Genomic DNA, 13,147 nt, shown 5'->3' with positions numbered 1-13,147 from the left:
CCCGGTAAACGCCCGGGTGTGGGTCACCGGCCGGCAGCCGCGGGGGCGACGCATGTCGGCAGCGACCGTGCCATCGACACCGGACTCCAGGCAAGCGCTTCCTGGAGTGTTGCGCCGTGGAACCTACGCGGTCAGCGCTATGTACTTCTCCTCGAGGTACTCCAGGATGCCTTCGGAGCCGCCCTCGCGGCCGAGACCGCTCTGCTTGACGCCGCCGAACGGCGCGGCCGGGTCGCTGACGACGCCCCGGTTGACGGCGATCATGCCGGCCTCCAGACGGCGGGCCACCCGGATCGCCTCGCGTTCCTCGCCGAAGACGTACGCCATCAGCCCGTACTCGGAGTCGTTCGCCATCCGCACGGCCTCGTCCACGTCGTCGAAGCGCACCACCGCCGCGACCGGGCCGAAGATCTCGGTCGTGTTGACCGTCGAGCCGTGCTGCACGCCGGTCAGCAGGGTGGCGTCGTAGAAGGCGCCGTGCTGCGACGCCCGGCCGCCGCGCAGCAGCGTCGCGCCCTCCGCCACCGCGGTCTCGACGAGGGCCGCCACCTTGTCGCGCTCCTGCACCGAGACCAGGGCGCCGAGGTCGTGTGAGCGGTCGAGCCCGGGTCCGAGCGAGATGGCGCCCAACGCGGCGTCGAGGCGCGCGACGAACTCGTCGTGGACGGAGCCGTGCACATACAGGCGGTTGGCCGCCGTGCAGGCCGCGCCGCCGTTGCGCATCTTGGCCTGCAGCGTGCCCTCGACCGCCGCGGTCACGTCGGCGCCGGGCAGCACGATCAGCGGTGCGTTGCCGCCGAGTTCCATCGACGTGCTGACGACCCGGTCGGCGCAGGCGTGCAGCAGTTGGCGGCCGACCTCGGTGGAGCCGGTGAAGGACACCTTCCGGACCTCGGGGCGGTCGATCATCTGTTGCACCAGTGCGCCGGTCGGCACGGGTGTGACCAGGTTGACGACACCGCGCGGCACGCCGGCGCGGGACAGCACGTCCACGACGTACGCCGCGGTGAGGGGCGTTTCGCGGGCCGGTTTGAGGATGGTGGTGCAGCCCGCCGCGAGGGCCGGGGCGAGTTTGCGGGTCGCCATCGCGGCGGGAAAGTTCCACGGCGTGATGAGCAGCGACACCCCGATCGGCTGGCGGTCCACGATGATCCGCTTGTCGCCGGCGGGTGAGAGCCGGTAGTCGCCGGGTACCCGTACCGCCTCCTCGGCGAACCAGCGGAAGAACTCCTTCGCATAGTTCGCCTCACCCACGGCGTCCGCCCAGGACTTGCCGTTCTCGCGCACGACGACCTCGGCGAGGTCGACGACTTCGGCGCTGAGCAGCTCGTACGCGGCGCGCAGCACCTCACTGCGTTCCCGCGGTGCGGTGGCCGCCCAGGCGGCCTGCGCGGCGGCGGCCGCGTCGACGGCGTCCATGCAGTCCTGCCCGCTCGCGGCCGCGAAGCGCGCGACGGTGGACAGGTCGGCGGGGTCGACGACGTCGAAGCGGCGGCCGTCGGATCCGGGCCGCCACTGCCCGTCGATGAACAGGTCGGCGTGCATGTTCATCCTGAAACCCTCCGCGGCGAGAATGACGACGACAGGCCGGTCACGCTTGAGCATCTTGTCGTACCGTCATACAATTTTGCAATGCCTGACGATGACGTGCCGAGCGCCGGTCTCGCGGCGGCCCAGCCCGACGGCTTCGACCGCCTGTTGCGCGGGGCGATCGACCTCCACGTCCACGGCCGGCCCGATCTGTCGCCCGGTCTGCCCAACCGCGGCAACGACCTCGACGTGGCCCGGCTGGCCCGGGCGTACGGGATGTCGGGCTGGGTCCTGAAGTCGCATCTGTGGGCGACGACGGACCGGGCCCGGTCGCTGCGGGAGTCGATGGCCGGCACCGGGTTCACCGTGCACGGCAGCATCACCCTCAATCCTCCGGCCGGCGGCCTGGAACCCGCCGTCGTCGAGCTCGCGGCCGCGCACGGCGCCCGAGTGGTGTTCCTGCCGACCTGGGGTTCCGCCGCCGACCTCGGCCGCGGCGGATACATCCCCACGCTGCTGGGCCGGATCGCGCCGTCCTTCGGCGAGTACGCCGCCCGGACGCCCATCGCCCTCTGCGAGCCGGACGGGAGCCTGTCCGGCCGCACGCGGGCGGTGATCGACGCCTGCCGGGCGCTCGGTCTCGCGCTGGCGACCGGGCACGCCTCGGTCGAGGAGAGCCGGGCGGTCGCGGCGTACTGTGCCGAGGTCGGGCAGCGGCTGCTCGTCACCCACCCGCTGCACTACACGACGGACCCCGCCGTGCTGCGGGAGCTCGCCGACACGGGCGCCTACCTTGAGTTCTGCAACGCGCCGCTGGTGCATCCGGACGGGCACCTGACCGTCCGGGACGTGCACGAGGCGCTGTCCGCGGTCGGCCCCGAACGGGCGGTCCTCACCACGGACGTGTTCTCACGATGGGTGCCGCCCGAGCCGGAGTGCCTGCGCATGTTCGTCGAACAGCTCGCCTATCTCGGCTGGACCGCCGAGCAGATCGGCACCATGGTGTCCGTCAACCCCCGCTCCTTCCTGGGAGAGCCCGCATGAGAATCGACGACGTCGACCCCGCGACCATGACCGGCGAGCAGCGGGAGCTGTACGACATCTACACCACCGGGGTCCGGGTGGCGCCGGGGAGCCCGTTCACCCTCGTGGACACCGCCGGCCGGCTCCTGGGCCCGCCCGCGATCTGGATCATCAATCCGGTGTTCGGCAAGGCGCTCCAGCAGATCGGCAGCGCCGTCCGGTTCGGCTCACAGCTGCCGGCCCGGGCCCGCGAGATCGCGATCCTGCTCGTCGGTCACCACCACGACAGCGCCTTCGAGCTGTACGCGCACGAGCGCGCCGGTGCGGCCGCCGGCCTGACCGAGGCCGATCTGGCCGCCCTGGCCGAGCGGAAGGAGCCGGCCGGGCTGTCCGAGATGGAGGCGTGCGTCCTGCGGACGACCGTGCGCATCCTGGACGCCGGCACGCTGGACGACGACGAGTTCCGCGCCGCGGCCACCACGCTCGGCGAGCCGGGGCTGCTCGAACTGACCACGATCGTGGGCTACTACAACATGGTCGCGTGGCAGCTCGCGATCTTCGACGTCCAACCGCCGGCATCCGCGTGAGCTACTCGATCTGGATCCTCGAGTACGGCTACGTCGAGCGGTTCCCGGCGAGCAACCTGTTCGCCGCGCAGCCCAACGAGGGGCACCGGCGGATGCCGTACTGCTTCGGGCTGGTGCGGTCGGCGGATCGGTGCATCCTGGTGGACACCGGCTTCGCCGACCCGGCCGTCCAGGAGCGGCTCACCGCCAAATACGGGGAGACCCGGTGGTGCACGCCGGTGGACGCGCTCGCCCGCGTGGGCGTGCGGGCCGAGCAGGTCGACACGATCCTGCTGACCCACAACCACTTCGACCACGCCGGCTGCGTCGACGCCTTCCCCGGCGCGCACGTCCACATTCAGCGGCGCGAGATCGAGTCGTACGTCGCGGCGGCCGCCCGGCCCGCTCGCTTCGAGTTCCTGACCAGGTCGTGCCAGGCCGATCTGCCGCAGCAGCTGGCGGCCCGCCGGGCGACGCTGGTCGACGGGTTCGCCGAGGTCGCGCCGGGCATCGAGCTGCGGCCGGCCCACGACACCCACACCGCCGGCTCCCAGGTCGTCGCGGTCACCAACGCCGATGACGGCACCTGGGTGTTCGCCGGCGACAACGTCTACAGCTACGAGAACCTCGACGGCCTGCGCGGCGACGGTGTGCTCGCGCCGATCGCGATGACCACCGGCAGCGCGGCGACCTGGCTCGACTTCACCGACGGGATGCTCGCCGGCGTCGGCGGGGACAGCCGGCGGATCCTGCCCTTCCACGAGGCGGGCGTCTGGGACCGGTTCCCCTCCGCGACGTGGGACGACGGGCTGCACGTCGCGGAGGTGTCACTGGCCGGCGGGCACGTCAGCGCTGTGTCCGCAGACCGAACCGGGCGGTGAACCGGGTCGCCAGCGCATAGGCGAGGTGACCGGCCGGCCACTGCGTCACGTTGTGCCCGGCCGGGTCGTGGTAGTAGTTGTGGCAGCCGGAGTTCATCGCCGACGCGCTGGTCGCCAGCCGCCGGTCGACCCACTCGACGAACCGGCGGGCCGCCGCCGGCACCGTGTCGATGCTGCGCCGGCGGGTGCGTTCCATCCGGCGCACGGCCCGCACGACGACCTCGGCCTGCCGTTCGAGCTGCGCGATCACCGAGACGCCGCCGTTGGTGTTCGGGCCGTACAGGATGAAGAAGTTGGGGAAGCCGGGCACGGTGATGCCCAGGAACGCGCTGGCACGCTCGCGCCAGACGTCGTGGATGCTGCGCCCGTCGCGGCCCTTGACGTCGAGGCTCGCGAGGAACCGGGTGGGCTGGAAGCCGGTGCTGAGGATCAGCACGTCGACGTCGCGCACGGTCCCGGTCGCGTCGACCACGCCGGTCGGGGTCACCTCGCGTACCGCATGCGGCACCAGTTCCACGTTGGCACGGTTCAGCGTGGGATAGAACGTGGAGGACAGGACCGGCCGCTTGCAGCCCCAGGGGTAGTCCGGCGTCACCGCGGCGCGGGTCGCCGGGTCGGTGATGCTGCCGGCGATGAACGCTTCGCACAGGGCCCGCATCCGCCGCTGGCGCGAGGATCCGACGTCGTAGCCGCTGAAGCGCCGGTTGCCCTTGTGGAAGATCCAGGCGCGGTGCAGGCGCTGGGCGAGCGGCACGTTGCGGAACAGCCACCGCTCGCGCGGGCTGTACTCGCGCTCGTGCTTGGGCTCGACCCAGCCGGGCTCACGCTGGAAGACATGCACGCGGCCGGCGGTGGGCGCGATCGACGGGACGATCTGCACCGCGGTCGACCCGGTGCCGACCACCGCCACGGACTTGCCGGACAGGTCGTGGTCCTCCCAGCGCGAGGTGTGGAAGCAGGGACCCGAGAACGTCTCCAGGCCGGGCCAGTCCGGGTAGCGCGGCACGCTGAGCAGGCCGAGCGCGGAGATGACGACGTCGTACTCCTCGATGTCGCCGTTGCCGGTCGACAGCCGGTACGTGCTGGTCGTCTCCTCCCACACCAGGTCGGTGACGCGGGTCTTCAGGCGCAGGTGCGGCGTCAGCCCGAAACGTTCGACGACGTGCTCGGCGTACTCAAGCAGCTCTGCCTGCGTCGCGTGGGTGCGTTTCCAGTCGTACTTGAGGAAGGAGAACGAGTAGGCGTGGGAGTGCACGTCGACCTCGCATCCCGGGTACCGGTTGTCGAACCAGGTGCCGCCGACCCCGGCCGACTGCTCGAAGATGACGACATCGGCCGGCGTGCTCCGGCGGAGCTTGACCGCCGCCGCGATGCCACCCACCCCGGCGCCGATGATGGCGACCCGGAGGCGCTTGCGTGTCATCGGCCCTCCTGCGCCGGGTAGTCGGCGGCGTTGAACACCCAACCCTGCATCGCGGAGAAGTCGGCGCGCGGCGGGCAGAACACGTCGATGAGGTGGTTGCTGCCCGGGCTGACGGCCTCGCTGGTGTGCAGCGAGGGCGGCGGGATCACGGTGACCGACGGCGCGACGACCCGCTGGTGCTCGTCCTCGCGCCAGTTGGCCTTGTTCGTCGTCCACGGCCAGCGGATGTGGTGGATGTACTCTCCCGCCAGCACGATCGAGCACTGTTCGAAGTCGTCGTGCTTGTGCGGCGACAGCTTCGACGGGTCGCGTGGCCCCTGCTTCGGGTCGATGAAGTTCACCATGAAGGTGGTGCAACGGTAGAGCCGGAACGGGGGGTTCGGCAGCGCCGGGACGGTCAGGTCGTAGGTGCGGACCCGGTAGCCGCCGACCGGCTCGGGCCAGGGCTGCAACGGTGGGATGTTCTCGTGCGGCTCGATGTACGAGGCGGCGTTCGCGGCCAGGTCGGCGATGTCGGCGGACCGCGTGGTCAGCAGCCGCAGGACCCGGCCGTGGCCGGTGACGGTGACGGTGCTGTCGCCGGGCGGCACGACGATCATCGTCTGGCCGGATGCGGAGACCTCTTCCCCGGGCGCCTGGACGGTCGCGGTCAGCCCGTCGTCGGCCAGCAGCACCACGTACTCATCGGGCTGTGCGCTGCGGGCGAAGGTGGCCGTGCCGTCGAGGTCGGAGTAGCCGATGACGAAGTTCTGGCCGCGGGCGTACCAGGTCACGACGTCGCCGGTCTTGTCCGCCGGCGGGAAGTCACGGAACTGGACGTGCTCGGAACCGGAGAACTGTTCGGGGGTCGGCGGCGTCGCCGCATCCGACGGCAGGGTGGAACGCAGATCGCCTTTGTCGTACGCCATCGGGGTTCTCCTTTCGTTACGGGAGCCGGCCGCGGAAGCCTGCGACGGCGGATGCCGCCGCGGACCTCAGCAGGCTGGTGTCGTTGCTGACCATCACGTACGAATAGCCGCGGTCGGCCGCCTCACGTGCCTGTTCGGGGGTCTGCACGGCGGTGCCGGCCGGCACCGCGCGCGCCCGCGCTGCGGCCAGCAGCCGGTCGACGAGCTTCTGCAGTTCCGGGTCGGACTGCGGCAGGCCGGAGGACAGCTGGAGGTCGCCCATGCCGAGGAACACGCCGTTGAGGCCGGGGATGTCGAGGATCTCCTCGACCCGTTCGATCGCGGCACGCTCCTCCAACTGGACCGCGCGCATGACCTCCTCGTCGCCGAAGCGCAGGTACTCCTCGCGGGGCGTGCCGCCCCAGCGCCCGGCCCGGGAGGTGATGCCGATGCCCCGGTCGCCGCCGGGTGAGAAGAGCATCTGCCGGACCACCGCGGACGCCTCCTCGACGGAGACCACCCGCGGCACCAGAATGCCGTCCACGCCGGCGTCCAGCAGCCGCTGGAGATGACTGCCGCTGCGGTCGGGGACACGGACCAGGACCGACATACCGGCGCCCTGCGCCACCACGGTCGCCTGGTAGGCGAACTCGAGGGTGAGGGGGGCGTGTTCCTGGTCGATGACGATGTAGTCGAAGCCGGCGTCGGCCAGGATCTCCACCGGCTCCAGCGCCGGGATCTTGAGCCAGGTGCCGATCAGGGTACGGTCGGCCGAGGCCAGACGACGAGCGAAACCCAACCGCGCCATCATGCTCCTCACGAGGGGTTTTGGGTTTCGAGATTGTAGCATCGTCATACGATTTGAAACAACGACGAGCCCGGCCTCCACGGCTGGGTACGATGTCAGGCAATCGCGCACAAGGAGGACCGGTGACACGAGCCAATGTGTTACGCATCGAGCGGAGCCCCGCACTCATCCGCTCGCAGGTCCTGGAAACCCTGCGGCAGGCCATCCTCGACCGCCGGCTCGCGCCGGGCCAGCGCCTGATCGAGCGGGAACTGGTCGAGCTCACCGGCGTCTCCCGCACCAGCGTCCGCGAGGCGCTGCGGGAGCTCGCGGCCGAGGGCCTGGTGACCGCGATCCCCAACCGGGGCACGGTCGTCACCAGCGTCAGCGCCGAGGAGGCGCGACAGCTCTACGAGGTGCGCTCGGCGCTGGAGGCCCTCGCCGGCCGGCTGTTCGTCGAGCACGCGAGCCCGGCCCAGCGCAAGGCGCTCGCCCGCGCGCTGGAGCGGGTCGAGAAGCTGGTCGCCAAGGGCCAGCCGATCCTCGCGGCGAAGGACGCCTTCTATGACGTCCTGTTCGACGGCGGCGGCAACGAGGCGCTGAAGTCGGTCGCCGGCAGCCTGCACGCCCGGGTGAGCGTGCTGCGGTCGCTGTCGATGACGGTCCCGGGCCGGCTCGAGCACAGCGTCGCGGAGCTGCGCGCGATCGTCGCGGCCGTCGACGCCGGCGACGCCGAGGCCGCCGCGGCCGCCTGTGCGCGGCACGTCGAGGAGGCCGGCCGGGCCGGTCAGCTCGCGCTCTCCCAGCAGGACAGGGCCTGACGCCTTCCACAGATTGTATGATCGTCGTACGCTGTCTCTGCCCATCGGCACAGACAGGAGCGGTCCATGAGTGTTGACGAAGGCCGGCTTGAACGCGGCAACCGGGTACGACGTGAGGTCCTCGGGGACGCCCACGTCGACCGGTCGATGCTGCGGGCGACGGAGTTCACGCGGGTCGTGCAGGAGTACGTCACGGCGAGCTGCTGGGGCGACGTCTGGTCCCGGCCGGGGCTCGACCGGCGCACCCGGAGCCTGCTGAACCTGGCGATGCTCACCGCGCTGAACCGTCCGCACGAGTTCTCGGTGCACGTGCGCGGCGCCCTGAACAACGGCTGCACCGAGGCCGACATCCAGGAGGTCCTCCTGCAGACCGCGGCGTACTGCGGCGCACCGGCCGCCCTCGAGGCGTTCCGGCTCGCCGAACGGGCCATCGTGGAGTGGCACCAGGAGTCCGAGCCGGCCGGAGTCGTCGCCGGATGACCCGGCGGACCGGCGCCCGTGTCGTCGCGGACATGCTCGGCGGCTACGGCGTCACCCACGTCTTCCTGGTCCCGGCGATCCTGCGCCGTACCCTCGCCGAGCTGGAGCTGCACCACCCGCACATCGAGCGGGTCGTCACCCACGGCGAGAAGGCGGCCGCCTACATGGCCGACGGTTACGCCCGCGTCTCGGGCCGCCCCGGCATCGCGGCGGCGCAGGTGGTCGGCGCTCTGAACCTCGCCGCCGGCCTGCGGGAGCCATTCCTCGCGGGCTCCCCCGTGATCGCCCTGACCGGCGGCCGGTCGCCCGCGACCAAGTTCCGGCAGGTCTACCAGGAGATCGACGACATGCCGGCGTTCGAGCCGGTGACCAAGTTCAACGCGACCGTCGATGACGCCGGCCGCTTCCCCGACATGCTGCGGCACGCCTTCCGGGTCGCCACCACGGGCTTCCCCGGACCGGTCCACCTGCAGATCCAGGGCAACGAGGGCCAGCTCGACACCGACGAGACCGACGCGGAGCCGCTCGTGGAGCCGGCGTTCGCGACCGTACCGCCGGTGCGCCCGGCGCCGGACGACCAGAGCGTGACGGCGGTGCTGCAACTCCTGGCGTCCTCGGCGCGGCCGGTGATCGTGGCCGGCGGCGGCGTGCGGTGGTCGGGCGCGGGCGCCGAGCTCGTGGCGCTGGCCGAGGCGCTGCAGATCCCGGTGGCGACCTCGGCGAACGGCAAGGACACCTTCCCGGGTACGCATCCGCTGTCCCTCGGCGTGGTCGGGACGTACTCGCGGGAGTGCGCGAACCATGCGGTCGCCCGTGCCGATCTGGTCTGCTTCATCGGCACGCAGGCCGGCAGCATGACCACGCACTTCTGGGCCGTGCCACCGGAGGGGACCCCGGCGGTCCAGATCGACATCGAGCCGTCGCATCTCGGGCGCAACTATCCGTTGCGGGCCTCCGTCGCCGCCGACGCCCGCACGGCGCTGGCCCGGATGCTGACACTGGCGGCGCGCGAGCCGCAGCCGGCTCGGTCGGCCTGGCTGGCCGAGGTCGAGCGGCTGCGGGCCGACTGGCGGTCCCGCTACCGCGAGGTGCTGGCCAGCGACGCGGTGCCGATCCGGCCGGAGCGGATCGCCGCCGAGCTCACCAGCGGCCTGCCCGGCGACGCCGTCCTGGTGGCCGACACCGGCCACGCGGGGATGTGGATGGCCCAGTTCCACGACGTCACCTCGCCGGATCAGGGCTATCTGCGCAGCGCCGGACATCTCGGGTGGGCGTTCTCGGCGGGTGTGGGCGCCAAGTGCGCGGCGCCCGACCGGCCGGTCGTGGTCTTCACCGGGGACGCGGGCCTCTATTACCACCTCGGGGAGATCGAGACCGCCGTACGCCGCAGGGTCAACCTGGTCACCGTGGTGAACAACAACCATGGCGGCAACCAGAGCAAGCGCGGCTTCGACCGGGCGTACGGCGGAGCGCCCACCGAGCAGTCCCGGGAGCTGTGGACGTACGAGGAGGTGGATTTCGCCCGGATCGCCGCGGAGATGGGCGCGCTGGGCCTGCGGGTGGACAAGCCGGGCGAGCTGGCGCCGGCGCTCGATCGCGCGCTCTGCGCCGGCCGCCCGGTCGTCATCGACGTGCACACCGACATCGGCGTGGTCGCCCCGCTGCCGGTCAGTTTTTAGGGGCTGTATCGACGTGGAGGTCGGGCTGCGGCGTCTGAGTCCGCCTCAGCCCGGCCATCCACTTCGATACAGCCCCTAAGCGCCGTAGAGGGCTTCGTCGTGCGCGGCGAAGTCCCACGCGCCGGCCCCGCCGGACGGCCGGACCGTGCTGACGATGCTCGCGCCGCCGTCCACCGAGACGACCTCGCCGGTCATGTAGGCGGCGTCGTCGCTGAGGAGGAAGGCGACCACCCCGGCGACGTCGTCGCCCGTGCCGGCCCGGCGCAACGGCGTGCTGCTCGCCCGGCGGGACATGTCGTCCTTGCCGCCGGCCACGTCGGGCGTCGCGGCGAACAGGTCGGTGGGCACGATGCCCGGGGCGACCGCGTTCACCCGGATGCCCAGGGGGCCGCCGTACATCGCGGCGCCGTGCAGGATGCCGAGCACGGCGTGCTTGGAGGTCTGGTACGCCAGCAGGTCCGCGCTGCCGCGCAGGCTGCCGATCGAGCCGGTGATCACGATGTTCCCCGGGGTGCCCTGCGCCGCGTACTGGCGGAAGGCGGCGCGGACGCCGAGGAAGACGCCGCGGACGTTCACGGCCATGACCTTGTCGAACTCCGCCACGGTGAGCTCGGGCAGCGTGGCGAACGATCCGGGGATGCCGGCGTTGAGGTGGTGCAGGTCGACGCGGCCGAAGCGCTCGACGGCCGCCCGCAGGTATCCGGCCACGCCGTCCTCCGTGGACACGTCGGCGCGGACCCAGAGGCTGTCGGCCGGCAGCGACTCCGCGGCCTTGCGCAGGCGTTCCTCGTCGAGGTCGACGGCGACCACGTGCACACCCTCCTCGGCGAGCCGCCGGGCGGTGGCCGCGCCGATCCCGCCCGCGGCGCCGGTCACCACTGCGACCCTGCCTGTCAGTCCGCGCATCTGCCGTACCTCCGAATCGCCTGTTCACACTGGCCAGGATTGTAGGTCAGTCATACAATCTTGTCACCGCCACGATTTAACTTGGCAGTAGCAGACAGGAAATCTCTCCCGGACCTTGACATGCGGCGGGATGGATCACCTACATTCCTCTGTACCGGATACACGGACGGCCACCCCGCAATGCGGGACAACGTCGGAACGCAAGGGGGCCACCATGACCAGCACCTCTCGGGGTCCGCGCGCCGCGGCCGACGGGCTGGAGATCGCCAGCGGCGACCTCCAGGTGGTGTCGCGGGTGGTGCAGCTCCTGCGGCTGCTCGCGGCCAGCGACACCATCGACCTGGTGTCGGCCGCCGAGGAACTGGGCGTCGGCAAGTCCACCGCCCACCGCTACCTGGCGTCGATGGAGAACCACGGTCTCCTGCAGCGCCGCGACCGCAATCAGTACGAGTTCGGCGTCCTGCTCGCCGAGCTGGGCACGATGGCCCTGTCCCGGCTCGGTGTCCTCGATCTCGCCGGCCCGGTGATGAACGACATCAGCATGCGCGTCCGGCTCACGATCGTGCTCAGCGTGTGGAACGGCACCAGTCCCGTGGTGGCCCAGGTGCGCGAGGACACCAGCCGCACGGCGCACGTCTCGATAGCGGTCGGCAGCCACCTCGGGCCGGACGCGGCACAGACGGTGGCCTTCTGGGCCTTCCGTGACGAGTCCTACTACCGGTTCCGCGACGGCGCGCCGCGCGTCAACGCGACCGAGGCGGAGCTCGCGGAGGTCCGCCGCACCGGGATCGCGTTCCGCAAAAGCCCGGAGAACGGCATCAGTGCCGTGGCGACCGTGATCCGCGACCCGTCCGGCCAGGTCGTGGCGACGCTGGCCGCCGTCGACATCGCCCAGTTCGTACCAGACGGCACCGACACCGAGGTGGCCCGTGCCCTCCTGTCGGGCGCCGAGACGATCAGCCGCCGCATGGTCAGCCCGCTCGACACCCCAGCGGACTGACAGCGCCCGGGTCCAAGGCCCGGACGGTTCACCGGACGGATTGCCGTCCCCCGATTCACCGTGCGCGAGAACGGGTGAAGAGCCCGATCGAGAAAAGGCGATACATATGAAGACGTACCGATTTCTCACGACGATAGCGGTAGGCGCCCTCGTGCTCTCGGGCTGCGGCGTCGGCGGTGACTCCGGCGGCGCCGGCTCCGACGAGAAGGCGCTGACGTGGGCCAGCACCGGCGGGCAGTTCCAGGAGGACGAGAAGACGGCGCTCCAGGTGCCGTTCACCACCAAGACCGGGACGAAGTTCACCAACATCAGCCCGGCGGAGCAGGCCCAGGTGCGGACCATGGTGGCGTCCGGCAAGACCATCTGGGATCTGGCGAACATGAGCTGGATCTATGCCGGCGCCTACTGCGGCGAACTGTTCGAGAAGCTGGACAACCCCGCACTTGACCGCAGCAAGTTCCCCAAGGGCACGACCGGCGACTGCTTCGTGCCGACCTACCGCTACGCCAACATCTTCAGCTACAACGCCGACATGTTCCCGGGCGAGAAGCCCACGAAGATCAACGACTTCTTCGACGTCAAGCGCTTCCCGGGCAAGCGGATCGTCTACGACTACCCGAAGGCCGGCCTGTTCGAGGCCGCACTGGTCGCCGATGGGGTGCCGCCGGAGCAGGTCTACCCGATCGACCTCGACCGGGCCTTCAAGAAGATCGACACGATCAAGGACTCGCTGGTCTTCGCGCCCAGCTACGGCGCGATCCAGCAGGCGATGGTCGACAAGCAGGCCAGCATGGTGCTCACCGTGACGGCCCGCACGATCGTCTCGGCGCAGAGCGGCGCGAACCTGGTGCCGGTCTGGGACTTCAACACCACCGACATCGGCGCCCTGGTCATCCCGAAGGGCGCACCGCACAAGGCACTCGCCCAGGAGATGCTCGTGTTCGTCACCGAGCCCGCGCAGTCCATCGCGTACGCCAAGCTGACCGGCACCGCTCCCGCCCGGCCCGACGTCGACCTCAACTCGGTCGGCTACACCGACGAGCAGAAGAAGTTCAACGCCTTCCTGCCCGACCGCGGCCGCACGCTCGAGCAGGACAAGCAGTGGTGGATCGACAACACCGACGCCCTGGTCAAGCGCTGGACCGCCTGGAAGGTCAGCTGATC

The 13,147-nt window shown here is 71.0% G+C and carries 13 protein-coding genes; 8 read left to right on the top strand and 5 right to left on the bottom strand.

What is annotated here, in order from left to right:
- Positions 1–123: 123 nt before the first annotated feature.
- Positions 124–1,605 carry an NAD-dependent succinate-semialdehyde dehydrogenase gene (locus AB0K00_RS20120; protein ID WP_363522752.1) on the bottom strand — a complete coding sequence of 494 codons (1,482 nt, stop codon included), beginning with the start codon at positions 1,603–1,605 and terminating at the stop codon, positions 124–126.
- A gap of 27 nt (positions 1,606–1,632) precedes the next feature.
- Here AB0K00_RS20120 and AB0K00_RS20115 point away from each other — a divergent pair, with 27 nt between their 5' ends.
- The 3 genes from AB0K00_RS20115 to AB0K00_RS20105 are packed head-to-tail and all read left to right on the top strand — an operon-like array spanning position 1,633 to position 4,000.
- Entirely contained in the window at positions 1,633–2,574 is a 942-nt protein-coding gene (locus tag AB0K00_RS20115; protein ID WP_363522750.1) for a DUF6282 family protein, read from the top strand.
- Positions 2,571–3,140 (top strand): carboxymuconolactone decarboxylase family protein, encoded by a 570-nt coding sequence (locus AB0K00_RS20110; RefSeq protein ID WP_363522748.1) that lies wholly within the window; start codon positions 2,571–2,573, stop codon positions 3,138–3,140. The genes AB0K00_RS20115 and AB0K00_RS20110 overlap by 4 nt, the downstream gene beginning before the upstream one ends.
- Complete coding sequence (locus AB0K00_RS20105) at positions 3,137–4,000, top strand: N-acyl homoserine lactonase family protein (RefSeq protein WP_363522747.1); 864 nt, start codon at positions 3,137–3,139, stop codon at positions 3,998–4,000. Before AB0K00_RS20110 ends, AB0K00_RS20105 begins: the two co-directional genes overlap by 4 nt.
- Here AB0K00_RS20105 and AB0K00_RS20100 read toward each other — a convergent pair.
- From AB0K00_RS20100 to AB0K00_RS20090, 3 genes are read right to left on the bottom strand one after another with little or no spacing between them, the layout of a single operon-like run.
- Positions 3,966–5,423 (bottom strand): NAD(P)/FAD-dependent oxidoreductase, encoded by a 1,458-nt coding sequence (locus AB0K00_RS20100; protein ID WP_363522746.1) that lies wholly within the window; start codon positions 5,421–5,423, stop codon positions 3,966–3,968. The genes AB0K00_RS20105 and AB0K00_RS20100 overlap by 35 nt on opposite strands.
- Positions 5,420–6,331 carry a hypothetical protein gene (locus AB0K00_RS20095; RefSeq protein WP_363522744.1) on the bottom strand — a complete coding sequence of 304 codons (912 nt, stop codon included), beginning with the start codon at positions 6,329–6,331 and terminating at the stop codon, positions 5,420–5,422. The genes AB0K00_RS20100 and AB0K00_RS20095 overlap by 4 nt, the downstream gene beginning before the upstream one ends.
- 16 nt (positions 6,332–6,347) lie before the next feature.
- Positions 6,348–7,109 (bottom strand): aldolase/citrate lyase family protein, encoded by a 762-nt coding sequence (locus AB0K00_RS20090; RefSeq protein WP_363522742.1) that lies wholly within the window; start codon positions 7,107–7,109, stop codon positions 6,348–6,350.
- A 131-nt stretch (positions 7,110–7,240) separates the two neighbouring features.
- Here AB0K00_RS20090 and AB0K00_RS20085 point away from each other — a divergent pair, with 131 nt between their 5' ends.
- The 3 genes from AB0K00_RS20085 (at position 7,241) to AB0K00_RS20075 (ending at position 10,077) form a co-directional block, all read left to right on the top strand.
- The gene (locus tag AB0K00_RS20085) at positions 7,241–7,918 is read left to right on the top strand and encodes a GntR family transcriptional regulator (RefSeq protein ID WP_363522741.1); all 678 of its coding nucleotides are present in this window, start codon (positions 7,241–7,243) and stop codon (positions 7,916–7,918) included.
- Between the two features lie 66 nt (positions 7,919–7,984).
- Positions 7,985–8,398, top strand: a complete 414-nt coding sequence (locus AB0K00_RS20080; RefSeq protein ID WP_363522739.1) for a carboxymuconolactone decarboxylase family protein — start codon at positions 7,985–7,987, stop codon at positions 8,396–8,398.
- Entirely contained in the window at positions 8,395–10,077 is a 1,683-nt protein-coding gene (locus AB0K00_RS20075; RefSeq protein ID WP_363522737.1) for a thiamine pyrophosphate-binding protein, read from the top strand. Before AB0K00_RS20080 ends, AB0K00_RS20075 begins: the two co-directional genes overlap by 4 nt.
- A gap of 75 nt (positions 10,078–10,152) precedes the next feature.
- On the opposite strand, the gene AB0K00_RS20070 is transcribed toward AB0K00_RS20075, so the two are convergent.
- On the bottom strand, positions 10,153–10,983 hold the full coding sequence (locus AB0K00_RS20070; RefSeq protein WP_363522736.1) for an SDR family oxidoreductase: 831 nt from the start codon (positions 10,981–10,983) through the stop codon (positions 10,153–10,155).
- A 214-nt stretch (positions 10,984–11,197) separates the two neighbouring features.
- Here AB0K00_RS20070 and AB0K00_RS20065 point away from each other — a divergent pair, with 214 nt between their 5' ends.
- Positions 11,198–11,983 (top strand): helix-turn-helix domain-containing protein, encoded by a 786-nt coding sequence (locus AB0K00_RS20065; protein ID WP_363522735.1) that lies wholly within the window; start codon positions 11,198–11,200, stop codon positions 11,981–11,983.
- 106 nt (positions 11,984–12,089) lie between these two features.
- The gene (locus tag AB0K00_RS20060) at positions 12,090–13,145 is read left to right on the top strand and encodes an extracellular solute-binding protein (RefSeq protein WP_363522733.1); all 1,056 of its coding nucleotides are present in this window, start codon (positions 12,090–12,092) and stop codon (positions 13,143–13,145) included.
- Positions 13,146–13,147 lie beyond the last annotated feature (2 nt).

Source organism: Dactylosporangium sp. NPDC049525, from assembly GCF_040676755.1.
GTDB lineage: Bacteria > Actinomycetota > Actinomycetes > Mycobacteriales > Micromonosporaceae > Dactylosporangium.
This window is presented reverse-complemented; position numbering and strand designations above follow the sequence as displayed.